At 36.0% G+C, this 25,710-nt stretch carries 26 protein-coding genes; 25 read left to right on the top strand and 1 reads right to left on the bottom strand.

Going from position 1 to position 25,710, the window contains the following annotated elements; all coding sequences use genetic code 11:
• Window positions 1–80: 80 nt before the first annotated feature.
• From K8P03_RS07275 to mnmA, 14 genes are all read left to right on the top strand, one after another.
• The gene (locus K8P03_RS07275; protein ID WP_223419895.1) at window positions 81–881 is read left to right on the top strand and encodes a DnaJ domain-containing protein; all 801 of its coding nucleotides are present in this window, start codon (window positions 81–83) and stop codon (window positions 879–881) included.
• A gap of 8 nt (window positions 882–889) precedes the next feature.
• The gene (locus K8P03_RS07280) at window positions 890–1,672 is read left to right on the top strand and encodes a threonine/serine exporter family protein (protein ID WP_223419897.1); all 783 of its coding nucleotides are present in this window, start codon (window positions 890–892) and stop codon (window positions 1,670–1,672) included.
• A gap of 1 nt (window position 1,673) precedes the next feature.
• Window positions 1,674–2,147 (top strand): threonine/serine exporter family protein, encoded by a 474-nt coding sequence (locus K8P03_RS07285; RefSeq protein ID WP_223419899.1) that lies wholly within the window; start codon window positions 1,674–1,676, stop codon window positions 2,145–2,147.
• A complete protein-coding gene (gene msrA / locus K8P03_RS07290) occupies window positions 2,147–2,632 on the top strand; it encodes a peptide-methionine (S)-S-oxide reductase MsrA (RefSeq protein ID WP_223419901.1) in 486 nt (161 codons plus the stop codon). Before K8P03_RS07285 ends, msrA begins: the two co-directional genes overlap by 1 nt.
• Entirely contained in the window at window positions 2,629–3,669 is a 1,041-nt protein-coding gene (locus K8P03_RS07295) for a GH25 family lysozyme (protein ID WP_223419904.1), read from the top strand. Before msrA ends, K8P03_RS07295 begins: the two co-directional genes overlap by 4 nt.
• 35 nt (window positions 3,670–3,704) lie before the next feature.
• On the top strand, window positions 3,705–3,926 hold the full coding sequence (locus tag K8P03_RS07300) for a YdbC family protein (protein ID WP_209771302.1): 222 nt from the start codon (window positions 3,705–3,707) through the stop codon (window positions 3,924–3,926).
• A gap of 44 nt (window positions 3,927–3,970) precedes the next feature.
• Window positions 3,971–4,384 (top strand): EamA family transporter, encoded by a 414-nt coding sequence (locus tag K8P03_RS07305; RefSeq protein ID WP_223419906.1) that lies wholly within the window; start codon window positions 3,971–3,973, stop codon window positions 4,382–4,384.
• A 12-nt stretch (window positions 4,385–4,396) separates the two neighbouring features.
• Window positions 4,397–5,092, top strand: a complete 696-nt coding sequence (locus K8P03_RS07310) for an aldose epimerase family protein (protein WP_223419908.1) — start codon at window positions 4,397–4,399, stop codon at window positions 5,090–5,092.
• Between the two features lie 84 nt (window positions 5,093–5,176).
• Window positions 5,177–5,836: a response regulator transcription factor gene (locus K8P03_RS07315; protein WP_223419910.1), complete on the top strand. Its 660-nt coding sequence runs from the start codon at window positions 5,177–5,179 to the stop codon at window positions 5,834–5,836.
• Complete coding sequence (locus K8P03_RS07320) at window positions 5,821–6,837, top strand: sensor histidine kinase (protein WP_223419912.1); 1,017 nt, start codon at window positions 5,821–5,823, stop codon at window positions 6,835–6,837. The genes K8P03_RS07315 and K8P03_RS07320 overlap by 16 nt, the downstream gene beginning before the upstream one ends.
• Window positions 6,827–7,072, top strand: a complete 246-nt coding sequence (locus K8P03_RS07325; protein ID WP_223419914.1) for a hypothetical protein — start codon at window positions 6,827–6,829, stop codon at window positions 7,070–7,072. Before K8P03_RS07320 ends, K8P03_RS07325 begins: the two co-directional genes overlap by 11 nt.
• The gene (locus tag K8P03_RS07330; protein ID WP_223419916.1) at window positions 7,056–7,340 is read left to right on the top strand and encodes a hypothetical protein; all 285 of its coding nucleotides are present in this window, start codon (window positions 7,056–7,058) and stop codon (window positions 7,338–7,340) included. The genes K8P03_RS07325 and K8P03_RS07330 overlap by 17 nt, the downstream gene beginning before the upstream one ends.
• Window positions 7,341–7,415: 75 nt before the next feature.
• A complete protein-coding gene (locus K8P03_RS07335; protein ID WP_223419919.1) occupies window positions 7,416–8,489 on the top strand; it encodes a cysteine desulfurase family protein in 1,074 nt (357 codons plus the stop codon).
• Window positions 8,479–9,582, top strand: a complete 1,104-nt coding sequence (gene mnmA / locus K8P03_RS07340; RefSeq protein WP_223419921.1) for a tRNA 2-thiouridine(34) synthase MnmA — start codon at window positions 8,479–8,481, stop codon at window positions 9,580–9,582. The genes K8P03_RS07335 and mnmA overlap by 11 nt, the downstream gene beginning before the upstream one ends.
• Window positions 9,583–9,663: 81 nt before the next feature.
• On the opposite strand, the gene K8P03_RS07345 is transcribed toward mnmA, so the two are convergent.
• Window positions 9,664–10,491, bottom strand: a complete 828-nt coding sequence (locus K8P03_RS07345) for an exodeoxyribonuclease III (protein WP_223419923.1) — start codon at window positions 10,489–10,491, stop codon at window positions 9,664–9,666.
• Window positions 10,492–10,639: 148 nt separating this feature from the next.
• Here K8P03_RS07345 and K8P03_RS07350 point away from each other — a divergent pair, with 148 nt between their 5' ends.
• From K8P03_RS07350 to K8P03_RS07400, 11 genes are all read left to right on the top strand, one after another.
• A complete protein-coding gene (locus tag K8P03_RS07350; RefSeq protein ID WP_223419925.1) occupies window positions 10,640–12,085 on the top strand; it encodes a hypothetical protein in 1,446 nt (481 codons plus the stop codon).
• A 101-nt stretch (window positions 12,086–12,186) separates the two neighbouring features.
• Entirely contained in the window at window positions 12,187–13,686 is a 1,500-nt protein-coding gene (locus tag K8P03_RS07355) for a hypothetical protein (protein ID WP_223419927.1), read from the top strand.
• Window positions 13,687–13,690: 4 nt separating this feature from the next.
• Entirely contained in the window at window positions 13,691–14,998 is a 1,308-nt protein-coding gene (locus K8P03_RS07360; RefSeq protein WP_223419930.1) for a serine hydrolase, read from the top strand.
• Window positions 14,999–15,018: 20 nt separating this feature from the next.
• Complete coding sequence (locus K8P03_RS07365; protein WP_223419932.1) at window positions 15,019–15,912, top strand: RluA family pseudouridine synthase; 894 nt, start codon at window positions 15,019–15,021, stop codon at window positions 15,910–15,912.
• A gap of 282 nt (window positions 15,913–16,194) precedes the next feature.
• Window positions 16,195–18,924, top strand: coding sequence for a preprotein translocase subunit SecA (gene secA, locus K8P03_RS07370; protein ID WP_223419934.1), 2,730 nt, complete (start codon window positions 16,195–16,197; stop codon window positions 18,922–18,924).
• Between the two features lies 1 nt (window position 18,925).
• Window positions 18,926–20,036 (top strand): peptide chain release factor 2 gene (prfB, locus tag K8P03_RS07375; protein ID WP_223419936.1). Its coding sequence is split into 2 segments (ribosomal slippage): window positions 18,926–19,000 and window positions 19,002–20,036, totalling 1,110 coding nucleotides; the frame shifts between segments, so codons are not numbered across the junction.
• Between the two features lie 46 nt (window positions 20,037–20,082).
• Complete coding sequence (trpS, locus tag K8P03_RS07380) at window positions 20,083–21,168, top strand: tryptophan--tRNA ligase (RefSeq protein ID WP_223419938.1); 1,086 nt, start codon at window positions 20,083–20,085, stop codon at window positions 21,166–21,168.
• Between the two features lie 2 nt (window positions 21,169–21,170).
• Window positions 21,171–22,469 carry a sodium-dependent transporter gene (locus K8P03_RS07385; RefSeq protein WP_223419939.1) on the top strand — a complete coding sequence of 433 codons (1,299 nt, stop codon included), beginning with the start codon at window positions 21,171–21,173 and terminating at the stop codon, window positions 22,467–22,469.
• A 177-nt stretch (window positions 22,470–22,646) separates the two neighbouring features.
• Complete coding sequence (locus K8P03_RS07390; RefSeq protein ID WP_223419941.1) at window positions 22,647–23,951, top strand: sodium-dependent transporter; 1,305 nt, start codon at window positions 22,647–22,649, stop codon at window positions 23,949–23,951.
• Between the two features lie 171 nt (window positions 23,952–24,122).
• Window positions 24,123–24,776: a response regulator transcription factor gene (locus tag K8P03_RS07395; protein ID WP_223419943.1), complete on the top strand. Its 654-nt coding sequence runs from the start codon at window positions 24,123–24,125 to the stop codon at window positions 24,774–24,776.
• Window positions 24,764–25,636 (top strand): sensor histidine kinase, encoded by an 873-nt coding sequence (locus tag K8P03_RS07400; RefSeq protein ID WP_223419945.1) that lies wholly within the window; start codon window positions 24,764–24,766, stop codon window positions 25,634–25,636. The genes K8P03_RS07395 and K8P03_RS07400 overlap by 13 nt, the downstream gene beginning before the upstream one ends.
• Window positions 25,637–25,710: the final 74 nt, after the last annotated feature.

Consider the following 25,710-nt stretch of genomic DNA (forward strand, 5'->3'; position numbering starts at 1 on the left):
AAGAACAGACCCCGTGGTCTGTTTTTTCTTGGTAATCTTATCTAAAGATGTATAATATAATGGGAAAGAAAGGACATTTTATGAAAAAACTATTTGGCAAGTTCCTTCATGGACTTGCAACCCTAATCGGAACTATTTTTGCAGTTCTAATTAACTTTATGAATATACTAGTGATGACCTTCGAAGGAATAAGATCTCTTTTAGCCCTTGTCTTTATGGTGGGCTGTTCGACTTTCATTTTCCTTCCAACTCTTTTATTATTTTTGCCTGCCAAGGTTTGGTATGCGATTTTTATTATCCTTGTAATTCCAGTCCTTGGACCTAAATTTATTTCGATTCTAAGGTATGGAAATTATGTCCTTACTGAATGGATGTATGACAGGGCAAATTATTTGATAACAGGGGAGAGGGTCGGCTTTGAAAATATTTCAGATTATTCTGAAAAATACAAGATTGACCAAGAAAGAGAAAGACAAAGACAGGCAGAAGAAGAGGCTCGTCGCCGCCAAGAGCAAATGTACGACTACTTTGAAGACCTCTTTGGTAATTTCACCTACTATGACACTAGGGATTTTAACCAGGGTGACTTTGGTGGTTTTTCTGGTGGTAATTATGGCGGCTACCAAAATTATGGCGGTGGATTTTCTGGGGTTAATGACCTTGGCTTTAAGGAAAGGTATGAAAATGCAACAAGTAAGCTTGGAGTGCCACTAAATACAGACATCTATGATGTAAAACTTGCTTATAGGAAGCTTGCTAAAAAATACCATCCAGATTTGAATAAAGAGCCTGGTGCCAAGGAGAAATTCCAAGAAATTAACGATGCCTATGAGTTTTTGTCTGAAGAAAATATCAAGAAGTACAAGAATAATTATTTATAGGAAAAACCATGCACGATACAATTAAGAATGAAAAAGCAGCAGTCCTATTATCAGAAGTCGCCTCAGATGCTGGCGCGATCATGCTTGCAAGCGGGGCGGAGATATATAGGGTTGAAGATACAGTAGAAAGAATAATAAGGTCTAAGACAAACGCCAAGGATGTTGATGTTTACTCAACTTTTAACGTAATTATCCTATCTTTTACCTATGACAACGAGGTCCATACCAATGTTAGGAGGGTAAAAAACAGGGCCAATAAATTATTTTACGTTGACAAGGTCAACCAATTTTCAAGAGATTTTTGTGCGGGCAAATTAAGCCTGGAAGAGGCCTTAGTGGAGCTTAAGAAGATTAAGGCTTCTACAGGAAAACCACTTTTTGAAAAAATCCTAGGCGGGGGCATAGCAGCTGGAGCTTTTTCCCTACTTCTAAGTGGTGGTCAGGATGAGATGGCAGTTTCCTTTATAGTGGGACTCCTTTCTTACTATGCAGCAAACTTTATGGAACAAAATGGAATTGGTTATTTTGTGGTAAATTACCTCTACGGGGTCATTGTTTCCCTCCTAACCATAATTTTTGCCCATTATCTTCCTGGAATTGAATCTGGTATAATCATTGTTTCATCCATGATGGCACTCCTTCCGGGAATAATGATTACAAATGCCATGAGGGACTTGATGAGTGGGGATGCGACTAGTGGCCTAACTGGAGCTGTAATTGGTATTTTAATATCGACAGCCCTTGCCATGGGAGTTGGTACTCCTATTACAATTATGAAGATTTGGGGTTAATATGATTTATTTTAGAGAATTTATAATTTCAGCCATTGCGGCAGTTGGTTTTGGTTTGATTTTTGATTTACCCAAAAAAGCTATTTATATTTCAAGTTTGGCAGCAGGTTTTGGTTGGGTAATCTATAAAATAACTATGGAAGTTACTGGTTCTGTATATCTAGGATCTCTAGTTTCTGCCCTTGTAATGGCTGCAACAGCAGAGGTTTTGGCCAGGGTTTTTCATTATCCAGCCAGCGTTTTTATCCTTCCAGGTATAATCAATCTTTGCCCAGGTGAAGCCATTTATAAATCGATGACAAATTTTATAGCTAATGAAAATCTTGTGGCCCTTTCTTATTTTTATAAGGCCCTAGGAATTGCAGCAGCTATTGCCTTTGGTGTTTTGTTGTCATCTTCATTTTCAGCTTCACTTAAGAATTTTAAATGGAGAAGTCAAAGAAGGACAGATTTTACAAAATTTAGGAGAAAATAATGAAAGAAATATACCTAGCAGGTGGTTGTTTTTGGGGAGTAGATGCCTATTTTGGGGGCCTTGATGGAGTTGTTGCTACAGAATGTGGCTATGCTAATGGAAAAACTCCCACAACTACTTATGAAGAATTATACAAAACAGACTTTGCAGAAACAGTCAAAGTAACTTTTGATGAAGAAAAAATTTCTTTACATCAAATCCTTGAACATTTTTATTATATAATTAATCCTTTTTCCCTAAACAGGCAGGGCAATGACCTAGGCCGACAATATAGGACAGGGATTTATTCTGAAAATGAAGAAGATTTGGAATTTGCAAGAAATTTTCTAAGCAAAAAGCAAAAGCAAGCAGACAGGAAAATCCTAGTAGAAGTAGAAGAATTAAGGTCTTATGTGGTGGCAGAAACCTATCACCAAGACTATTTGAAGAAAAACCCAGCTGGCTATTGCCACATTGATTTAAGCGATGTATTGGAGATAAAATGAAGAAATTTACAAAAATAATGGCCCTAGGAGTGGCCTTCTTAATTGGCCTGCCAGGCCTAGCCCACGCAAGCGATGTCGTAAAATACGATTCGACTAGTCTTGACGAGGTCTTAATCAAAAATGGAGTTAAGGTTGATAGTGAAAAAGTTAAGGCCAGGCGCGAGGCCCTAATTAAGAAAAATCCTTCCGTGAAACCAGCGGAAGAAAAGAAAAAACCAGTAGTCTATCCAAAAACTGCGGTTTATACCAAGGTTGTAGATATGAGTGAGCACCAAAATCCTGTGGCTGTAAATTACGATGTTTTTGCCAAGGAAATTGACGGTGCCATCCTAAGATCATCCATTACAACCTTCAAAGAAGACGAGGAAACTGGGGAAAAATCCTATTACCTAAGGCGTGATCTCACAGTTGATAGCCACTACCAAAACCTAAACGCCAGAAACGTGCCAATCGGTTTTTACCACTATTCAAGGGCGACAAATGTTGAAGAAGCGACCAAGGAAGCAAACTACGTTCTTGATTATATCAGGGGCAAAAACATTTCCTTGCCAATATTTTTGGATATGGAAGATAATATGAGACAGTCCAAGGTTTCTAGGGAAGAACTCTCAAGAGTGGCTGACACCTTCCTTGATATCATGAAGAGAAACGGCTATGTAGCAGGGATTTATTCCTACCCACATTTTGCCAAAAACCACCTAAATAGGGAAGTAAGAAACAGGGGCAATTTCTGGATTGCCGATTATGACGGAGTTGGTTTTACAGGCTATACCGACACAGAATTTGACATCTGGCAATATGCCCACAAGGGTAGGGTTGCAGGCTATCCAGGCAACCTTGACTTAAATACTCTTTATAGGGATTATCCTTTAATCATTAAGGGTAAGTCTAGGAAAAATTACAATGACCTTATCCAGGAAATAATCGACGGTCACTGGGCTGAGGGTAAGGAAAGGGAAAAACGCCTCAAATATGCGGGCTATAACTATAATCAAGTCCAAAAAGATGTTGATAAAAAATTAAGATTGAAGAAATAAAAAATAAACATATACTGTAACTAGGAGTGTGAATTATGGCAATTAAATATGATATAGTAGAAAATATTGGCATCCTTTCAACAAATGCAAAGGGTTGGACCAAGGAGTTAAACCTTGTTAGCTGGAATGAAAGAGAGCCAAAATACGACATCAGAGACTGGAACGAAGACCACACTAGGATGAGCAAGGGCATCACCCTTACAGCAGAAGAGGCAGAAGTCCTAAAAAATATCCTAGCTGACGAATTCGAAGACTAATTAGGCTCTCCCTTGATGGGGGAGTTTTTTTCTAAGGAGAAGATATGGCATATTTTTACGCCTTTTTATCAGCGATATTTGCAGCTTTGACATCAATCTTGGCTAAAATCGGCATTTCCGACATCAATTCAAACCTAGCCACAGCCATTAGAACTACAGTGGTCCTTGTCTTTTCTTGGATAATGGTTTTTGTGGTCGGTGGCCAGCATGATTTGGGAAGTATTAGCAAAAAAACTTTGGTATTTTTAATTCTCTCAGGTCTTGCCACAGGCATTTCATGGCTAGCCTTTTATAAGGCCCTACAAATGACTGACGCATCAAAGGTTGTGCCAATCGATAAGCTAAGCGTGGTTTTCACAATTATTTTTGCCTTCATAATTTTGGGAGAAGCAGCAAGCAAAAAAGCTATAATTGGCGCAATATTAATAAGTATTGGGACCTTGGTAATGGTCCTTTAAAAAGGAGTTAAGATGAAAATTGAACTAACAAATGATAAAACAAGATTAACCGCAGACACAAATGGTGCCTACATAGAAGAATTTACCTACGATGGCAAAGATGTATTTTTCCCAAAATTTGAGACAGAAATTGCTGGCAAAAAGAAAACTAGGGGAGGATCTCACCCATGTCTTCCATCTTTTGGACCAAGCGAGATAAATGACCTAAAAGACCATGGATATGGCAGGGATTTTGAATGGGAAGTGGTAGAAAAAAGCCCTAATAAAGTTATTTTAAAACTTGCCGGCACCTGTGGCTATGAGGGCATGGACTCTTTTATTACTTATGAGCTTTCTGATAAATCTTTGATTGCTGAAATTAAAATGATAAATGAGTCTGACAAAGATTTGCCGGTCGCACCAGGTTTTCACCCATATTTTAGGGCGGGAGACGGTTTTGAAGTCCATGGCCTAGATTTTGGAGATTTTAAATTAGAAGATACTTATTTTCTAGACGCAAGTGAGGTTTCCTTTAAGGCGGAGAATTTCTCCATTAAAATCACTTCAGAAAATTTCCACAAATTTGCTATTTGGACAGATTTTCTAGATGATTACAGGTGTGTGGAGCCTTGCTACAATGGAAAATCTTTTGTAAAGGGCGGAGAACCTTACATCCTAAAAGCTGGGGAGACATTCCTTGCAAAGATGAAAATAGACATAGAAGAATAAAATTAACCAGGCCTTGGGTCTGGTTTTTTCTTGTCTTTACCAATTTTTGATAAAATTCATTTATAATATAGGAGAGGTGAGAAAATGGACATTTGTATAATTGAAGATAATTTTGCCCTGGTCGAGTCCCTCAAAGACCTCTTGGAAAATGAAGGTTATGGGGTGGACTATTTTTTTGACCTTGGGGAAATTGACGATTATCTGATATTAAATAAATATGATTTGATAATTTTGGACCTTATGTTGGGTAATTTTGATGGTTTGGATTTTCTGAAAATGGTCAGAAGTGAGATAAAAAGGCCGATAATAATCCTAACTGCCAAGGGTGGCAAAGAAGATGAGCTTAAAGGCCTAGAGTTTGGAGCAGATGACTATATCAAAAAACCCTTTGATCCGGATATCCTACTTGCTAGGATAAAATCAAAATTAAGGATAAATGAAAATTCAGAAATTTCCTACAAGGGGACCACTTTTGATTTTGAAACTGGATTGGTTAAGAAAAATCAAAGTCAAATCTATTTAACAAGTCAGGAAAAAAAGATTTTAAAAATTTTATTTATCAATAAGGGCAGGGTCCTTTCTAAAGAGAGCCTTCTTTCTATGGCATCGGATAATTTTGATTCTGCATCAGAGAGGACGATTGTGACCCATATTTATAACATTAGGAAGAAAATCCTAGAAATCGGGGCAGATGATCCGGTAGAAAATGTTTGGAAGGAGGGTTATAAGTGGAAAAACGAGTAAAGAATTTGGCCCTAGGACTTCTCTTAGATAATTTTTTAAGGGTCTTAGTCTACGGAATATTAACAATTATTGCCCTCAAATTAGGTCAAGAATACCTGTATCCCCTTAAGCTAAAAAAAGATTTTCCCATGGGAGTTTTTATGATTTATTCCCTTTATTTTCTAAGGAAATTTTACATTGGAATCGACAAAAATATTCTTAATGATTTAAGAATTCTAGAAGAATCTATCAAAAAAGACAACTGTGACAAGGACTTGGAATTAGCAGAATTTGACCTAATTGCCAAGACTTTAAAAGATAAAAACCAAAAAATAAGAGAGAAGGATACTTTCATCAAAACAAGTCTAGCAGCCATTTCCCACGATATGAAAACTCCTCTAACAGTGATAAATACAAATTTATCCCTTCTTAAGCCTATTGATCTAAAAAACCAGGCTAGGGTTGTAAAAATAAAAGGTGAGACCGACAAAATCGCTGCTTACATTGACGATTTGATGGAAGTGAGTGGGGGATTCATTGACCAAATAAGCTTAGAAAAAATTTCTCTGCTAGAATTTTTGGCCAATTTAAAGGCAAATTTATCTCTTTTTGAAGACATGAGGGAAGAGGAAATTGGTCTTATAAATGAAATTAATATTCGAAGTAAATATTACCTAAAGATTGACAAAATAAGGTTTGATAAGGCCCTAAGCCAGCTTTTGACCAATGCCTTTGAACATAGGAAGAGTGCAGTTTGGATAGAATTAAATGAGAAAAATGGGCAAATCATAATCACAGTAGCCGATGATGGGGCAGGTTTTGATGAAAAAAGCCTAAAAGATGGAAAAAATCTTTTTTATACAGATAATTACGGCAGAACATCCGGAAAAGGCACTGGCATGGGACTCTTTATAGGAAATTCTTATATAGAAGCTATGGGAGGAAGGCTTGTTCTTGAAAATCAAAATGGAGGACGTGCCAAAATTTGCTTAGAAATTGGGGAGGAAGAGAATGGAAAATAAATTATTTTTAATATTTTTAATAATTTTTGCCTGCTTTGACCTTAATAAACTTATAAAAAAAGACCTAAACTTTTTTAGCTTTTTTAGGCCACTAAGCCTTGCAATAACTTATAATTTTATCCTCGACGGTATTGATGATACGCTTTATTTAATAGTCCTTGTTTATTTTATATTTTTAGCAACTATTTACACAAAGAACATGAGAAAGGAAGAAATTTATGAAAAAGAAATTTGATTTTTACGATTTTTTAGTATTTATTTTTGGACTTGTTGGTTTTGGTGGATATTATTTAGTAATGACCCAATATTTTAAAGTTGATCCTTTTGAAGGATTAGCCATCATACCAACTATATACTTTGGTATTTCAGTTTTTACCATGGTTTTTGTTTACGATATAGTTAATGAGAAAATTGGAGATATTTTTCTCTTAACACACAGGACCGTCCACCTAGTTTCCTATGTCTTTGGACCGATAATACTAATCTATAAAAAATTAAAATAATGATAAGCCGCCTGTGGGCGGTTTTTACTTGGCCAAAAACCTTGAATACAAGCCCTAGAAAAGTATATTGAGAGAATGAAGAAGATTTATTTTGACTATGCTGCAACAAGCATAAAAAGAAAGAAAATTTTAGAAGAAATATTAAGTAAGGCGGACTTATTTGACGGAAATCCCGATTCTAGCCATTCTTTTGGAAGGGATGCCAAAAAGATTTTGGAAGATGCGAGAAAAGACATTGCAAAATCCATCGGGGCAAAGCCAAGCCAGATAATTTTCACATCTGGAGCCAGCGAATCCAATAATACAGTTCTTTCTGCTTTTAAAGACGAAAAAATAATTACAAGTAACATCGAGCACGACTCTATTGAAAATACCTACAATCCTAAAAACACCATTATTATTGAAGCAGACGAAAAAGGCATAAGCCTTGATCAAATAAAGGAAAAACTCACTGACGATGTCAAACTTGTTTCTGTCATGATGGTAAATAATGAAATGGGGCTTATAATGCCGATTAAGGAAATAGGTGAGTTTCTAAAAGATAAGGACATTTACTTTCACGTCGACTGCGTCCAAGCCTACGGCCATTTGGATATTGATGTGAATGCCATGAATATTGACTTCTTATCTCTTTCTGGCCACAAAATCGGGGGCATAAATGGTTTTGGCATTCTTTACGCAAGAGAAAACATCCCTTCTTTTATAAAGGGCGGTGAGCAGGAAAAATACCGCAGGGCAGGCACTTCCTATGTAATGGGCGCTTATTCCATGGCCAAATCTTTTCCTTATATGATTGAAGAAAGGGAAAAGATCAAGGATTTGAAAGGATATTTACTAGAAAGTCTTGGAAAATCAAAGATAATTTACGAGATAAATGGCAATCCAGATCAGACAGTCGATCACATCGTAAATATTTATTTCAAAGACTATAGGTCAGACTTTTTGCTAACTTATCTTGATATGCACGGGATTGCCGTATCCGCAGGTTCTGCTTGTAGGGCTGGAGCTGTGATTCCTTCAAAGGTTGTTGAGAGAATTTATGGACCAGACAGGGCCAGCCATTCACTTAGGATAAGTCTAGGTTTTGAAAATACAAGGGCGGATATTGACAGGCTATTAGAAGTTTTAGGAGCTTTAGATGAAAGATAAAAAAGATATAAAGGTAATAGTTGGGATCTCAGGCGGAGTGGATTCTTCTGTTGCGGCCCTTCTTTTGAAGGAAGAGGGCTATGATGTGACAGGGATTTTCATGAAAAACTGGGATGATACCGATGAAAATGGCTTTTGTACTGCCGAAGAAGATTTCGAAGATGCAGTAGCCGTTTGTAACCAAATCGGGATTCCCTATTATTCCATAAATTTTGAAAAAGAATATTACGACAGAGTTTTTTCTTACTTTCTTGATGAATACAAGAAGGGCAGGACTCCTAACCCTGATATTATGTGCAATAAGGAAATTAAATTCAAGGCCTTTTTGGATTTTGCAAAAAATCTTGGGGCGGACTATCTAGCAACAGGACATTATGCCAGAGTTGACAGGACCGATGGAGAAACAAAAATGCTAAGAGGTCTTGATTCCAACAAAGACCAGACATATTTTCTAAGTCAATTATCCCAAGAACAAATAAAAGACGTTTTATTTCCAGTAGGAGATTTACAAAAATCAGAAGTAAGGGAAATTGCCAAAAAAGCAGGACTTGCAACTGCTAATAAGAAAGATTCGACAGGAATTTGCTTTATTGGTGAAAGAGATTTTAACGAATTCTTATCCCACTACCTTCCAGCCCAGCCAGGTAATATTGTCGATACCCAAGGCAATATCATGGGAAAACACGACGGTTTGATGTATCACACAATCGGCCAAAGACGTGGACTTGGCATAGGCGGTGAGGGAGAAGCTTGGTTTGTTTATGGAAAAGACCTTGAGAAAAACGAACTTCTAGTCTGCCAGGGAAAAAATAATCCGCTTTTATTTTCAAATAAGCTATACGGGTCAGAATTTTCTACAATTTCTGATAAGGAAAGTCCAAAGGAATTTGATTGCACAGCCAAATTTAGGTATAGGCAAGCAGATATAAGGGCCCATGTGAAAGTCCTTGAAGATGGCAAGGTAGAAGTGACTTATGACGACACCAAGGCCGTAACCCCAGGCCAAGCCGCAGTTTTCTACGACGGAGAAGTATGCCTAGGATCTGCAATTATTGATGAAGTTTACATGGGTGATAAAAAATTAAGAGTGTAAAATCTATTTAAAAATTAAAATACATTGCAAATAAAAATAAACCTTGAAGACCATAAAAATGGATCCTTCAAGGTTTTTTTCTTATATATTAATTTCTAAAACAATTGGTGTGTGGTCTTGTCTTTCGCCAGAGTCGATCATGTCCGAATTTGTAATTAAGTCTTTAATCCTATCTGAAACTATGAAATAATCAATCCTCCAGCCGGAGTTGTTGATTTTACTTGTCTTAACCCTTTGGGCCCACCAAGTGTAGCGACCTTCCACATCGCCGTGGATGTGTCTAAAGGTGTCTGTAAATCCTTTATCAAGAAGATTTGTAAAGCCTTCCCTTTCTTCATCCGTAAAACCAGCTGATTCGTGGTTGTTATCAGGGTTTGCAAGGTCAATTTCCTTGTGGGCAACGTTAAAGTCACCAGCTGCTATTACTGGCTTATTTTGATCCAAACTTTTTAGATAATCAGCATAGAGCCTATCCCAAACCTGCCTATCAGGAAGTCTTACTAATTTGTCACCAGCATTTGGTGTATAGACGTGGGTGAAATAAAAATTATCAAACTCTAGGGTGATAATCCTGCCTTCAAAATCCATAGTACAAGGTGCACCAATTTGTGGGAAGGATGCTTCTACTTCTAGACCTTTTTTGTAAAGGGTCATAGTCCCTGCATAAGATTTTCTCGCAGGCTCCTCGCTTTGCCTATAAACATAATCATATTCTGGGAAATATTCAGCAAGTTTTTCCACATGTTTTTTGCTAAGGCCAGAATAAGGAAGTTTGGTTTCTTGGATGGCTATTACATCAGCATCTTCTTTTACAAGCCTATCTAAAACCAAACGGCTCAATAAAGCCCTTGCAGAATCAGATGTAAGGGCAGCATTTAGTGAATCTATATTCCATGAAATAAATTTCATAATTACCTCTCTTTATTTATTCTCTCTTATTAATATACAACTTTAAAAAAACTTTCAAAATTTCTACAAATTTAACACAAAATTAACACCTTTTTGGGTATTATATAGTTAAGAAGACACTAATATAAGAATTTTTAAGGAGGGTGTCATGAAAAAATCTAAATTATTACTAGCCCTAGCAGTGTCAGCTATGTTGATTAATAGCGCCTATGCTAGCGAAATGAGAAATGATCAAAAAGTAAATGAAATCGAAGCAGAAGACCCTATTACAAATCCAAAAGTTGCAGAATACAAGGTAAAGAAAATTTATGAAGAAGGGGTTGATATTGTGGACGTTAATAACGAAGCTGATGTCTACAATGTTCCAAAATCTTATTTTAAGGGCATGGACCTTAAAGAAGGTAAGATTTTCACCCTTTATACAAATAGGGAAATTTTAGAATCAGATCCAGCAAAATTTGGCAAGGTTTATAAGGTTATTGAAGGCAAGGAAAGCCACGTTACTTCTGATATTTATGTAATTAAGACCATAAATGAAGAAGGAGTAGATTTATACCTTAAATCAAATCCTGATGACCTTTACAATGTTCCTAAGAAAGAATTTAAGGATATTGAATTAAAAGAAGGAAAAGAAGTGGAAATTGTAGCAGATGATGTACTTTACGCTTCATATCCAGCTAAATTTACAAAAATCCACAAAATAAGTGAAGTAAAACCTAAGGAAGAAAAGGTCGTAAGAGATTTTGTTGTTAAAGAAATCAACGAAGAAGGCGTCACCCTTTATGAAGTAGGAAACGAATCAAATCTTTACAATGTGCCAAAATCTGAATTTAAGGATATGAAAGTCGAAAAAGGCAAGGTCTTTACTATTACATCTGATAATATTTCTCTAAAATCCTACCCAGCTCAATTTGGCAAGATTTTCTCAATTGTAGAAAAGAAGATGCCAGCAAAAACTATGGTGAAATCTTATGTTGTAGAAAAAGTTGCCGACGATATGGTGACTGTTCACGAAAAAGATAACAAAGATAGCAAATATAATATAGCTAAAAAAGACTTTGGAAAAGCTATGCCAAAAGTAGGCGAGACTTATAAAATAGAAACATCAGAAGAAATCCTAACTTCAGATCCAGCCCAATTTGCGAAAGTAATAAAGGCAGAGCTAGAAAAAGAAGCTCCAAAAAAGGCAGAAAAGCCTGCTGATAAAAAGAAAACACCTGAAAAATCTAAGGAAAAACCAGCTAAAGAAGAAAAGGCTAAGGAAAAAACTCTTTCTGACATCTTTGTAGTAGAAAAAATCGACCAAGATGGTGTGACTGTTTATAGAAAGTCAAACAAGGAAGATAAGTACCTTGTTCCTAAAAAAGACTTCGGTAAACTTACAATCAAAGAAGGCAAGGAATATAAGATTTTCACAAATGATGTAGTTCTCACATCTTATCCAGCCCAATTTGGAAAGATTATAAAAATCGAAGAAGTAATGGCAGGAAAGAATAAACAGTCTGCTAAAAACCCAAAAACCGGTCTAGTAGGCACAAGCCTTGCTCTTGTTACTCTAATTGGTGCAGGAATCGGCTATAAGAAAATTAAATAGAATCTAGGATCAAACGGTACCTTAGGGTGCCGTTTTTTTGTCTTTAATTCCCTTTATTTGCAAATTATGATAAAATTATTAGTAGGATAAAGGAGGCAAGCATGAATAATTCTTATTTTAAAACCGACCTGGCCCACATCTTTGATGTCGCTGAAAGATATAATTTTGTAAAAGATGAAATCGGCCATTGTTTGCAATTTTTTGCGGCAGTTTATGGTCTAAGCCTAAGTGAACTTGAATTTTTAATAGATAGTATTCATTTTGAGAGGAGTGAAATCTTTAAAAACCTTGATTCTAGTGGGTTTTTTAAGGGAGAAGACGTTTTGGAAGAATTTTTATCTTTGGTTGATAAGGGATATTTGAAAATAGAAACTCAAAATCAAAGTGATGACAATTACTATTATTCATATTTACACACCCAAAAGGCAAAAAACCTTGCAAAAGACCTAGATAAAAGGCTATCAAGCCTCCTTGATGATTTTGGTCGTGGCAAAGACTTGGTTGATTTTGCCTATACAGACGTGATTGATAAGTTAAATTACCTTTTTGATGATTTGAGGATTTTGGGAAATGATAAGTACATATTGGATATAAAAGCTGATGGTGACCTAGATCCTGAATATACCAGGCGTTATGAATTAGTGAGGGACCTTAAAAAAGCCTTAAATGAGAAATACCCTTACCTATCTATAATTAATTTTGATGAATATAAGGAGCCTTCCTTTGATGACCTTGATGAAGATGATGAAAACTTTGAGGAAGATTTTGACGATATGGTTGAAAACTACCTAAAAGATGGCAGGCACCTTGTAGAAATTGAATACACTATGAATTCTAGAAGGGTTAAGACAAGTCTACTTGTAAATGCGGAAGACTTTTCGGATGTGATTGAAATGGGAGACTTGGATGCTGATGAAATGGAGGACGGCGAGGCCTTCACACATTTTGTGATGTTGATGGATGACTTTAACAAGAACCATAAAAAAATCAAGGAAAAATTGAGAAATCTCTATTCTTTCATCGCGCCAGCCTACGATTTAACAATAGGGGAATTTGAATTTTGCCTTTATTACTCAACAATTTATACTTGTGGTGAAGAAGAAATTTACGATATAGATGGATATTTTATCGACGATTCTAGGGAAATTGTGGCAAGTCTTCTTGAAAAAAGATACTTATATAAGGATGAAGATGGATTTACCCTTACAGAAAAATCTGATGCTGTTTTTAAGCATATGGGTGCACTATTTGCAACCACTATGGAGAAAAATAAGGAAGATTATAAGACTCTTTTAACTTGTGTCAACAATTATTATGATGCAAGTGAAAGCCTTGATAAATTTACTGACGATTTTGCCTATAGATTTTGCTTTGAAGGCTTCAATATTGAGGATAAGATAAGCGATGAAATAGACGAATATAGCTTGTCTGTGCCTTTTGACAAGGCGGTCTTTCCTATAGTTAGTAAACATTTTTCAAATCCTAAAATCCTAGCCGTAAAAGATGAAGGTTCTTATATCAGCATAATTTTTACAACCGATGACCAACCAGGCAAGGAAATCCTAGGCCGAATTTTTAAAACTGCTTTGGGAGATTTGTAAGATTATGAAAAAAATATTTAAGATTCTTTGTGCTTTTGCTTTGATAAATTTGACTTTAATTGGAAAATCTTTTGCAAGTGATGATGAAAAAATCCTTAAAGACGATCTTTATCAAGCCGTTAAAGGTACTATTGATGGCAAGTTTTACTATCAGGTAAATATAAAAACTGTTTACGGACCAAGTGATATCAATATTTACATGGCAAATGCCGACAAAGATACCTTGCCAGCGGCATCTACCATTAAGCCCTTCATAGGCCTAGCTCTTTTAGAAAAGGTTGAAAATGGCCAGATGATTTATACAGAAGAAATCAAAAAAGACCTTGATCTAAGCCTTCGCCTATCAGACAATGATGCGACAAATAGGCTAATTGAGGAAATAGGTGGTTTTGAGGAAGTAAATTCCTATATAAAATCCTTTACAAAAAATGACAGGACAAGTTTAAATAGACTGATGCTAGGCAAAGGCGAGGAAAATACCGCCAATGCTAAGGACCTAACTATAGCCTTGTATAAGATTTATAGAAATGATAGTGAAATTGGCCAAGATATGGCAGTTTCCTTGTCCAATTCTTCTACAAAGAGGGTTAAATTATTAAAAAATGTTAATCCAACCTATAAAACCATGAACAAAACTGGGGAGCTAGCCCACATCGAAAACGACGTCGCCCTTGTAGAAACAGGATCCCAGGCTTATATAATAAGTCTCATGACAGAAAATGATGATTTTATGGATACCTACAACCAAATCCTCCTCATAAATAAGCTTGGAGAAAAAGTTGCTAAGGCCTACGAGAAATATGAAATTGCTAATAAAAACAAGGAGAAAATCTCCGAAGCAAAGCTTTTGGAAAGGCTTGATAGCAAGGAGAAAAAACTTGCCTATGCTGTCTATAAAAACCAAATTTTTATAAACGCAGGCCAAACTCTCCTTGAGTCTGATTTGCCAGCCATAGACCAAATTAGACCTGTCCTTAGCGAGCAAATTGAAAATTCAAAGGCTGTTTTGGACAAATCTAAAAAGACTTTGGCAAATTTTTCTAAAGAGCCTATTCAAAGTGAGGAAGATATGATTGTAAACCTAGTAAGGCTTCTTTATACCAATAAGGATTTAAATTCTGACCTTAACAGAAAGCTTGCCATAGCCTTTTATAATAACAAGTCAGCGGCCATGGCGGGGAATATAATCCTAAAGGAAGCTCCAAAGAAAAGTCTTGGGATCAGAAGACCTCTTCTTAGAAATATCAAGGCCTCAGAAAAAATCCTAGAAAAAACTCAGTCCTACTTTGAAAAGTTAAATGCAGAAAATTAATTTTCTCATATAATAATCATATGATACTAATAGCAGATGACCTTATAAGAGTTGATAAATACATATCTGACGAACTTGACGAAATACCAAGGGAGAAGATAAAAGATTTTATCAAAGCTTCTTTAATAAAAGTAAATAATGAAAAAGTAAAGCCCTCAACCAAGCTTAAGATGGGCGATGAAATTTTTATAGATGATTCACTTTTTGAAGTCCCAGAGATTGTACCAGAGGATATTCCACTTGATATTGTCTATGAAAATGATGACTTAGCTATAATTAACAAGCAAAAAAACCTAATTGTCCACCCAGCAGGGTCAATTGTGACAGGGACCTTGGTGAATGCCCTGCTTTTTAAATACGGCTACGACGGCCTTTCCCACATTGGCGGGGAAGATAGGCCAGGGATTGTCCACAGACTTGATAAGGATACGACAGGCCTAATGGTGATTGCAAAAAATAATGAATCCTATCGATATTTAAAGGAGCTTTTTGAAACCAGACAGGTAAGAAAAGAATATCTGGCCATTGTCTTTGGAAATTTTGAACAAAAGTCTGGCAGGATAGAAAATTTCATGGATAGGGACCCTCATAATAGGCGCAAGATGGCAGTTCGTCCTAGTGGGAGAAAGGCAATTTCTGAATACCAAGTTCTAAGCGAAGTAGACGGTTTTAGCTTAGTGAAGGTCCACATCATAACAGGTAGGACCCACCAAATAAGAGTTCACATGACAGACATTAACCATCCACTTCTGGGAGATCCTGTCTATGGCAATTTTAAACATAAATTCAACCTAGACCATCCACTTCTCCACTGCACCCATTTGGCCTTTACCGACAAGAACGGCAGGGAAATGGTCTTTGATAAGGAAGTCCCAGAGGAATTTGAAAAATATAAAAATATCCTAGGTTTGTAAAATTTCAAAATATTAAGTAAAAAAATTTGATTTTCAATTAATACAAGGAGTCCTAAAGGAATTTAGGGCTTTTTTCTATTAAATTTGCCTTAAATTAGGAAAATAGATTGAATTAACCATAGAAAGCTATTATAATGTATAGTGGATTAAAATCATTATCAGTTTATTTTACAAAATTAATACTTAAGTATAAAAGGATTAATCCTTGCCTAGATTGCCTATTTTTGATTGAAATTTTGTATAATAAGGGTAGGATAAGTGAAGAATTGGAAGGTGAAAAATTTGGCATTATTTAATATATTTAAATCATTTAGTCAAAAAGAAATCGAAGAAAATAAAAAAATTGTCGATAAAATCTTAGCACTAGATGAAGATATGCAAAAGTTAAGTGACGAAGACTTAAAACATAAAACAGTTGAATTTAAAGAAAGATTAAAAAACGGAGAAACCCTTGATGACCTCTTAGTTGAGGCCTTTGCTGTAGTTAGAGAAGCAAGTGATAGGGTACTAGGAATCAAGCATTATCCAGTGCAACTTTTAGGTGGTATTGTACTACATAATGGACAGATAGCAGAAATGAAGACAGGTGAAGGTAAGACTCTTGTAGCAACACTTCCATCTTACTTAAATGCCTTATCTGGAAAGGGTGTTCACGTAGTAACAGTAAACGACTACCTTGCAAAGCGTGACCAAGAGTGGATGGGCAAGGTCCATACCTGGCTTGGTTTATCTGTAGGTTGTATAATTTACGGACTTACAAATAGCGAAAGAAGAGAAAATTATAACGCTGATATCACTTATGGTACAAACAACCAATTTGGTTTCGACTACCTAAGGGATAACATGGTTATCTATAAGGAAGACATGGTTCAACGTGGTCTAAACTACGCAATCGTAGACGAGGTTGACTCAATCTTAATAGATGAGGCAAGAACACCACTTATTATTTCAGGCCAAGGCGATGAATCAACAGATACCTACCAAAAGGCAAATGAGTTTATCCAAACTCTTGAAGGTAGAATCTTAGATCCTAATGAAGATGCAGATATTGACCCATTTGATAGGGAATTTAAAGTAGAAGACGTAGACTTCCTTGTAGATGAAAAGAGAAAATCATCAAACCTTACAGAAAAAGGTACAAAAAAGGCTGAAGAATTCTTTGGTATCGACAACCTTTCTGATACAGAAAACCTAGAATTATCTCACTATATCAACAACGCCCTAAAGGCTAATACAACAATGACAAGAGACATTGACTATGTTGTAAACCATGGCGAAGTTGAAATCGTAGACGAATTCACAGGTCGTATCATGCAAGGTAGGAGATTCTCAGATGGTCTTCACCAAGCGATAGAAGCTAAAGAAGGTGTAGAAGTTAAGGCAGAAAGTAAAACACTTGCTACCATTACCTTCCAAAACTACTTTAGAATGTATGATAAACTTTCAGGTATGACTGGTACTGCAAAAACAGAAGAAGACGAATTTGACGAAATCTACAAGCTAGACGTAGTTGAAATTCCAACTAATAGACCAGTTCAAAGGGAAGATGACAACGACCACGTTTATATCAACGAACGCGGCAAGTTCAACGCAATTATAAACGAAATTAACAAGGTCCACGCAACAGGCCAACCAATCCTTGTAGGTACTATTTCAATCGAGGCAAGTGAGAGACTTTCTGATGCCCTAAAACAAGCTGGCATCAAGCACACAGTCCTAAACGCTAAAAACCACGAAAGAGAAGCAGAAATAGTTGCCCAAGCAGGACGTCTTGGTTCAGTAACAATCGCAACCAACATGGCGGGCCGTGGTACAGATATTACCCTCGGCGGTAACGTAGATTTCATGGCTAAACAAAAGCTAAGAAGAGAAGGAATTTCAGACGAATTAATCGAAGAAGTTGACTCATTCTCAGCAACAGATAACCAAGAAATCCTTGATGTTAGAAAGAAATTTAGACATTATAAAGATCAATTTAGACCAGGAATCAAGGCTGAAGAAGCCGAAGTAATCAAGGCAGGTGGTCTATACATTATCGGTTCTGAAAGACACGAATCAAGACGTATCGATAACCAGCTAAGAGGACGTTCAGGCCGTCAAGGAGACCCTGGTAAGTCAAGATTCTTTATATCTCTAGAAGATGATCTAATCAGATTAAACGGTGGTGAAGCTGTAGCAAAATTTGTTCAAAAGGCAGATTTTGACGAAAATGAGCCAATCGTATCAAGAATGGTGACAAGGTCAATTGAAAAGGCTCAAACAAGAGTAGAAGCAAATAACTTTGCGACAAGAAAGAGAGTCCTTCAATACGACGACGTTATGAACAAGCAAAGAACAATCATCTACAACGAAAGACGTGAAGTTCTAATGGGTCATGACATGAAAGAAACCATCGTCGATATGATTAAACAAGTTATAAAAGATGCAGTTTATACCTTCACTAATCCTGAAGTCAAGCCTGAAAATTGGGAAATGACAGCCCTTCTAAACTACTTAAATGGTCTAGGAGTTCCTGTAACCCAACTTCATTTTGAAAATATAAATTCTTACACCCAAGATAACCTAATTGACTATATCACAGGTGCAACCCTTGCTAAATACGAAGACAAGGAAGCTACTTTCGGACCAGAAAACATGAGAGAAGTTGAAAGAGTAATACTTCTTAGGGTTATAGACCAAAAATGGATGGACCACATCGATGCAATGGATCAAATGCGTAAGGAAATCGGCGTTAGGGCTATGGGTCAAGAAGACCCAGTTAGAGCCTACACTAACGAAGGTTTTGATATGTACGAAGAAATGACCAGAGCAATCCAAGAAGACACTGTTAGATACATGATGAATGTAGAAATCAGACAAAATATCCAAAGAAAGCAAATTCTTGTTCCAGAAGAAGCTAGCCACGAGGATATAACAGGTCCTTCTACAGATGAAGAAGACTACGAAGGTCTAAACAGAGCTGAACGCAGAAGATTAGACCGTGAAGCCAAGAAATCAACTGTAAAGAAATAGTATGAGAGAAATATTTGAACTAAAAGAAGAAATCAAAAACCTCGAAGAAACTCTAAACCTAGTCGGAGATAGTCTTTGACCCGGCTAGGCTAAAAGAAGAAATAGATGGCCTACAAAAGAAATCAATTAGCCCAGATTTTTGGGATGATTCTGACAAGGCCCAAAATGTCATGGCGACCCTTTCTGATAAGAAAGAAGATTTAAAAGCCTACACTGACATTGAAGATGCTATCAAAGATAACCAAGATTTGATAGACTTGGTAGAATTAAGCGATGATGAAGAGCTTTCCACTCTAGAAGAGGTTGATTCTAACCTTAAAAAAATCAAAAAAGACCTAGGAAGCCTAAAACTTAAGACCCAATTAAATGGAGAATATGACAAAAACAATGCCTATCTTTCCATAAATGCAGGTGCAGGTGGTCTTGAGGCGACAGACTGGGCGGACATGCTCTTTAGGATGTACACCAGGTATTGCGAAAAAAGGGGCTTTAAGGTTGAGGTCAAGGACTTAAACAACGAGGAAGCAGGCGGGATTAAGTCTGTTACCCTCCATGTCAAGGGCCCTTACGCCTACGGCTATCTAAAGGGAGAAAAAGGGGTTCACAGACTTGTGAGGATTTCACCATTTGACAGCCAATCTAGGCGCCACACTTCTTTTTCTTCAGTAGATATATTTCCTGAATTAGACGAAGATACAAGCATAGAAATTGATCCATCAGATTTAAGGATTGATACCTACAGGGCAAGTGGGGCAGGCGGCCAGCACGTAAATAAGACTGACTCTGCGGTAAGGATCACCCACATTCCAACAGGAGTGGTTGCCACAAGCCAGGCTGAAAGAAGCCAGATGCAAAATAGGGAAACAGCGATGAACCTCCTTATTTCAAAACTAATTCAGATTAAAGAAGAAGAGAAAAAAGAAAAAATAGAAGATATCCAAGGCAAGTATTCGCAAATTGCCTGGGGTAGCCAGATAAGATCTTATGTTTTCCAACCTTATACCATGGTCAAAGACCACAGGACAAACTACGAGATGGGAAATGTAGAAGCAGTGATGGATGGGGACATCCAAGGCTTTATAGACGCTTATCTAGCAAAAAATGAAAATTAATAGGGAAGCAATAGCTTCCCCTTTTTTACATCAAAAGGAGAAAATTATGGGAGATATAATTTTAACAGGTGATAGGCCAACAGGTAGACTTCACCTTGGCCATTATGTAGGAAGCCTAAGAAATAGGGTAAAGATGCAGAATGAAGGTAACTATGATAAGATGTATGTCATGATTGCAGATAGCCAAGCCCTTACAGATAATTTTGCCAATCCAGCAAAAATCCGTGAAAACCTTATCGAAGTTGCCCTCGACTACCTAAGCGTGGGCATTGACCCAGAAAAGGTGAGCATTTTTGTTCAATCACAAGTGGCAGAGCTTACAGAACTGACATTTTATTTTCTAAACTTAGTTACACTTTCAAGACTTGAAAGGAACCCAACTGTTAAACAAGAAATTAAGCTAAGAAATTTTGAAACTAGCCTTCCAGCAGGGTTTTTAATCTATCCAGTAAGCCAGGCTGCAGATATTTTGCTCTTTGATGCCAATGTTGTACCGGTTGGTGAAGACCAGGAACCAATGCTAGAACAAGCTAGGGAACTTGCAAGAAGTTTTAATAATATCTACGGAGAAATTTTTGTAGAACCAAAGGCAGTTTTGCCAGAATCAAAAATGGCTCGCCGTATGCCTGGAATTGACGGGGCTGCTAAGATGAGCAAGTCTCTAGGAAATGCGATTTATCTTGCAGATGACAAAAAAACTGTCAAGAAAAAAGTCATGGCCATGTACACAGATCCAGACCATATCAATATCGACGATCCTGGCAAGGTGGAGGGAAATATAGTCTTTACCTACCTAGATGTATTTTCAAATGACAGCCATTTTGAAAAATATTTACCAGAATACAAAAATCTTGACGAACTAAAGGCCCACTACCAAAGGGGAGGTCTTGGTGATGTTAAGTGCAAGAAGTTTTTAATCAAGGTCCTAGAAGAGGAATTAGAACCAATAAGGGCAAGGCGTGCCGAATACGAAAAAGACATAGAAAAAGTCTTTGAAATCCTAGAAAAAGGCACTGCTGACGCTAGGGCCCAAGGCGCTAAGAAAATCGAAAGAGTCAAGGCTGCCATGGGTATAGATTATTTTGAAGATACAGAACTTATAAAAGAAATCCAAGAAAAATATAGGGGCTAGCCATGAAGCTCCCTAAGACAAAATCCAAAACCATCTTTGTCCTATCAGCCACAGGTTCTGCGGTTGGTATGGCAAATGTTTGGGGTTTTCCTTATAAGTTTCACAAGGGCGGGCTATTTTTCCTGATTTTTTACCTGATTTTCATCTCGCTTTTTTCCTATGTTGGCCTATCTAGCGAATTTGCCATAGGAAGGATGGGCAAGGGATCAGTTGTAAATTCTTACGAAAAAGCCATAAAAACATCCCGCCCAAATTCAAAAATAGCAAAAATTTATGGCTATTTTCCACTTTTAATTTCCCTAATCATAGCGGTTGGCTATACAATAATAGTTTCCTATGTGGCCAAGGCCTTGGTGGATACCATAAATGGTAAACTTTTACTAACCCCACCATCAGTTTGGTTTGAAGACTTTTCTTCAAGGTCCTTTGCTGTTATGGAAGTCCATTTATTGATAATTGTCATGGTAATTTTGATAAGTCTCGGTGGTTTTAAGTCGGTTCAAAAACTAAACTCGATTTTGATGCCATCAATGATTGTAATTTACCTAATAGTTTTAGTAAAGATGTTAATGCTTCCAAACATAGGGGAAGGCTACAGACTACTTTTTAGGTTTGACTGGAAAGATTGTAATATTGGCACAGCAATTTCTGCCATGGGAGATGCCCTCTTTGCCCTTTCTATTACGGGTTTTGGCATGATTTTTGTGGGAAGGATGCTTGCTGACAACCACGATATAGTCACAAACTCAAAACTTACAGGACTTTTTGATACCATAGTTGCTCTTTTGTCAGCCTTTATAATTGTGCCAGCAATAGCAGTTTTTTCTATGGGTCACGCTGAGGGACCTGCCTTAATTTTCCACATCCTGCCTAGCATTTTTAATTCTATGAGGATAGGAAGTGGCTTTGCAATTTTATTTTACATGGCCATAATAATGGCGGGATTGACTTCGCTTCAAACAATATTCGAATCGATTTCCCATACCCTAAACAAGGAATTTAAAATGGATGACAAACAAGCTCTTCTATTAGTAGGTACACTTGTTCTAATTTTGGGAATTGACCTCCACCCACTAGCTAGGTGGTCACATTTGATGGACATAACAATCTATTACCTAATCCCACTTGGGGCCATGCTTGGCGCTGTGGTTTGGTTTTTCGTAATGGATCCTAAGGTTCTCTTAAAAGAGATAAATCTTGGGGCTAAAAAGCAAAAAAATGAAAATTTCATAAAAATTGGTAGGTATGTATATACACCGCTTGTAATAATAGTTTGTATAGGTGCAATACTCTTCCATTAAATATTACTCCTACAGAGATTCTTTGCTAGAAACTTTCCAAGTTTTTAGGTAAATAGCCAATCTTTGTAGGAGATTTTTTTTCTTGAATTATTTTCAAAATGGGTTATAATTAGACTATGCTTTAAAGTGATATACCGACAAAGAAAATAAATTTTTATATAAATAAAGGAGAAAAAAATGAATAAGTTTAGTTCGAAATTAGGATTTATCCTCACGGCAGTCGGATCGGCCGTCGGTATGGCAAACGTGTGGGGCTTTCCATATAAATTCCAAAAAGGAGGCTTAGTTTTTTTAATAGCCTACATATTTTTTGTTAGTGTCTTCTCTTACTGCGGACTCGCTAGTGAGTTTGCAGTTGGAAGATATGCTCAAACAGGCACACTCGGTGCTTACCACAAGGCTTTCAAAAGCCGTAAAGAAGACACAGTTGTAGGCAAGTTTATAGGCTACATTCCATTAATTGGGTCTTTATTAATAGCTATTGGCTATGCAGTTATAGTTGCCTACGTTCTAAAAGCCTTGGTTGATTCTTTATCTGGATTTTTATTAACTACTGACACTACATCTTACTTTGATAGTTTTTCCTTAAAGCCATTCTCAGTAGTGCCTTACCACTTTTTTATAATTGCAATTACATTGCTTTCATGTATAGGTGGAGCAACAACCATTGAAAAATCAAACAAAATTATGATGCCAACCTTCTTTGTACTTTTTGTAATTTTAGCAATTAGGATTTTAACACTTCCAAATGCTATAGAAGGCTACAAATACATGTTTAGGTTTGATAAAGAAATGCTATCTTGGGGAACAATCCTTCAGGCCATGGGCCAGGCATTTTTCTCCCTATCTGTAACAGGATCGGGCATGCTAGTAGTAGGTGCGTATCTTTCTGATGATGAAGATATAGTTTCATCATCAAAAATGACAGGATTTCTTGATACTCTAGCAGCCATGCTAGCGTCTTTTGTAATGATTCCAGCAATTATTGTTTATAGTATGGACCAAGCAGGTGGACCTGGACTCTTATTCCAAGTTCTACCAACAATTCTTCAAGACATGGCAGCAGGAAGAATTTTTGCCATTATTTTATACGTAGCAGTTGTTTTCGGCGGTATATCATCCCTACAAAATATGTTTGAAGTAGTAGCAGAATCCCTTATGCAAAGGCATCCAAAATTAAAACGTAATTTGGTTTTAGTTTTAATCGGAATCGTAGTTTTTGCCATTGGTGTGAATATGGAAATGATTAGCCAGTGGGGGCCATTTATGGACATTATCTCAATCTATGTAATCCCAATAGGGGCAATGATTGGTGCAGTGACCTGGTTCTGGATTTTGAAAAAAGACCAATTACTCGGTGCAATAAACCTAGGTTCAAAGAAAGTCTACGGCGATACTTGGTACAATATTGGAAAATTCCTATACGTACCTTTAGCAGTTATTTTATGTTTAATTGCAGTCATATTTAGAATATCATTTTAATGAAAAAAGCGGGTCTAAGACTTGCTTTTCTTATGTTTTAGATGTTATAAAATTGTTTTTTATTTATGGTATAGTTACTATAGATAGTATATAAATTAGCATAAGTGAGTTTAAATATATTCAAATTCGTATTACGATTTTTTATTAGGATTTTTATGAATAGGAAATGGTATGAAAAAGATATTAATAATTGAAGATGATACAAATTTAAATAAAGGGCTTTCTATAGCCTTAAATAAAGAATATGAAGTTTTTTCTGTAAACACAATTAGTGAAGCTAAATCTTTTATTGATGATGCGGATTTGATTTTACTTGATATGAACTTACCAGATGGAGATGGGCTTGAAATAATAAAATATACCAGAGAAACTTCATCAATTCCTATTATAGTTTTATCAGCCATAGATCTAGAAGCATATATCATTTCAGCCATAAATTTAGGTGCAGATGATTATTTAACCAAGCCTTTTTCTTTAGGAATCTTAGAAGCAAAGATAAAAAGAGCTTTTGAAAAAATAGTGTCTAGTGATTTAAATCTTTATAAGAAAGATGGTCTAGACTTTAATTTCAATGAAAATACTTTCTATGTAGATAATAAAAATATAGATCTCACAAGAACAGAGACAAAAATTTTATACTACATGATAAAAAACAAGTCTCAAGTTATTACTAAGGAATTACTTTTTGATTTTGTTTGGGGAATAGATGATGACTTTATTGATCAAAATACATTGAGCGTCAATATTTCTAGGATACGAAATAAATTAAAACCCTATGACCCAATAGAAACAGTCTTTGGAGTTGGATATAAATGGAAATTTTAATAGGTCTTTTAGTAATTATAATTGGAATTCTTTTATATAAATATATTACCTTGAGAAATGAAATGCTTGAACTTTCAGACTATATTGATAAGGCTTTGGATGGAAATTTAGAAATCACAGAATTTGATGAAAAGGAATTATCTAAAATAAAATCAAAGCTCATTAAGTTTTTGTATGCCAGCCAAGTAAAAGAAGCGAAAATAAATATAGAAAAAAGTAAAACAAAAGATTTAATAGCAGATATATCACACCAAACCAAGACACCCATTACCAACCTTTCTTTATACATCAGTCTTTTAGAAGATGATCCGAAAGATGAGTATCTTGAAATTATAAAGTATGAGCTTAATAAACTAGAATTTTTAATTCAAAACCTAGTAAAATCTTCTAGGCTTGAATCAGATATTATTTCCTTACAAAAACATCAAGCAAATTTAAAAGACATAGTAGAAGATGTTTTGAGAGAATTTAAAGTAATATTATATGAAAAAAACATAAGCATAAATTTAAAAGACGAAGACTTAATTTTCAATTTAGACGAAAGATGGCTCAAAGAAGCTATCCACAATCTAGTAGATAATGCTATAAAATACTCGCCAAATGGTTCTACTATTAATATTTCAATTTATAAATCTTACCTAAACTATAATCTAGACATAGAAAATGAGTGCAAAGACATATCAGAAGAAGCTTTGCCGAAGATATTTGAAAGATTTTATAGAGGAAAAAATTCAGTTTCAAAGGATGGTTTGGGTTTAGGTCTTTTTATAGCCAGAGAAATTATAGAAAAGCATGGCGGAAATATAAGAGCGTCTTTGGATAATAACAGAATAAAATTTTCAGTAGACTTCCCATTGTGAGAAGTCTTTTTTCTTACAAAACTGTAAGAAGTCTTGTAAGTAATTTGTAAGATATGAATGTTAATATTAAATGT

The sequence above is a fragment of the Anaerococcus murdochii genome (assembly GCF_019957155.1).
Taxonomy (GTDB): Bacteria; Bacillota; Clostridia; order Tissierellales; family Peptoniphilaceae; genus Anaerococcus; species Anaerococcus murdochii.

Coding starts and splice junctions, on each gene's coding strand:
- K8P03_RS07280 (WP_223419897.1), top strand. CDS start 890: ATGCACGATACAATTAAGAATGAAAAAGCAGCAGTCCTATTATCAGAA.
- K8P03_RS07295 (WP_223419904.1), top strand. CDS start 2,629: ATGAAGAAATTTACAAAAATAATGGCCCTAGGAGTGGCCTTCTTAATT.
- trpS (WP_223419938.1), top strand. CDS start 20,083: ATGGGAGATATAATTTTAACAGGTGATAGGCCAACAGGTAGACTTCAC.
- K8P03_RS07305 (WP_223419906.1), top strand. CDS start 3,971: ATGGCATATTTTTACGCCTTTTTATCAGCGATATTTGCAGCTTTGACA.
- K8P03_RS07325 (WP_223419914.1), top strand. CDS start 6,827: ATGGAAAATAAATTATTTTTAATATTTTTAATAATTTTTGCCTGCTTT.
- K8P03_RS07385 (WP_223419939.1), top strand. CDS start 21,171: ATGAAGCTCCCTAAGACAAAATCCAAAACCATCTTTGTCCTATCAGCC.
- K8P03_RS07400 (WP_223419945.1), top strand. CDS start 24,764: ATGGAAATTTTAATAGGTCTTTTAGTAATTATAATTGGAATTCTTTTA.
- K8P03_RS07390 (WP_223419941.1), top strand. CDS start 22,647: ATGAATAAGTTTAGTTCGAAATTAGGATTTATCCTCACGGCAGTCGGA.
- K8P03_RS07355 (WP_223419927.1), top strand. CDS start 12,187: ATGAATAATTCTTATTTTAAAACCGACCTGGCCCACATCTTTGATGTC.
- K8P03_RS07365 (WP_223419932.1), top strand. CDS start 15,019: ATGATACTAATAGCAGATGACCTTATAAGAGTTGATAAATACATATCT.
- K8P03_RS07345 (WP_223419923.1), bottom strand. CDS start 10,491: ATGAAATTTATTTCATGGAATATAGATTCACTAAATGCTGCCCTTACA.
- K8P03_RS07275 (WP_223419895.1), top strand. CDS start 81: ATGAAAAAACTATTTGGCAAGTTCCTTCATGGACTTGCAACCCTAATC.
- K8P03_RS07350 (WP_223419925.1), top strand. CDS start 10,640: ATGAAAAAATCTAAATTATTACTAGCCCTAGCAGTGTCAGCTATGTTG.
- K8P03_RS07330 (WP_223419916.1), top strand. CDS start 7,056: ATGAAAAAGAAATTTGATTTTTACGATTTTTTAGTATTTATTTTTGGA.
- K8P03_RS07360 (WP_223419930.1), top strand. CDS start 13,691: ATGAAAAAAATATTTAAGATTCTTTGTGCTTTTGCTTTGATAAATTTG.
- K8P03_RS07335 (WP_223419919.1), top strand. CDS start 7,416: ATGAAGAAGATTTATTTTGACTATGCTGCAACAAGCATAAAAAGAAAG.
- K8P03_RS07315 (WP_223419910.1), top strand. CDS start 5,177: ATGGACATTTGTATAATTGAAGATAATTTTGCCCTGGTCGAGTCCCTC.
- K8P03_RS07395 (WP_223419943.1), top strand. CDS start 24,123: ATGAAAAAGATATTAATAATTGAAGATGATACAAATTTAAATAAAGGG.
- mnmA (WP_223419921.1), top strand. CDS start 8,479: ATGAAAGATAAAAAAGATATAAAGGTAATAGTTGGGATCTCAGGCGGA.
- K8P03_RS07285 (WP_223419899.1), top strand. CDS start 1,674: ATGATTTATTTTAGAGAATTTATAATTTCAGCCATTGCGGCAGTTGGT.
- K8P03_RS07310 (WP_223419908.1), top strand. CDS start 4,397: ATGAAAATTGAACTAACAAATGATAAAACAAGATTAACCGCAGACACA.
- msrA (WP_223419901.1), top strand. CDS start 2,147: ATGAAAGAAATATACCTAGCAGGTGGTTGTTTTTGGGGAGTAGATGCC.
- K8P03_RS07300 (WP_209771302.1), top strand. CDS start 3,705: ATGGCAATTAAATATGATATAGTAGAAAATATTGGCATCCTTTCAACA.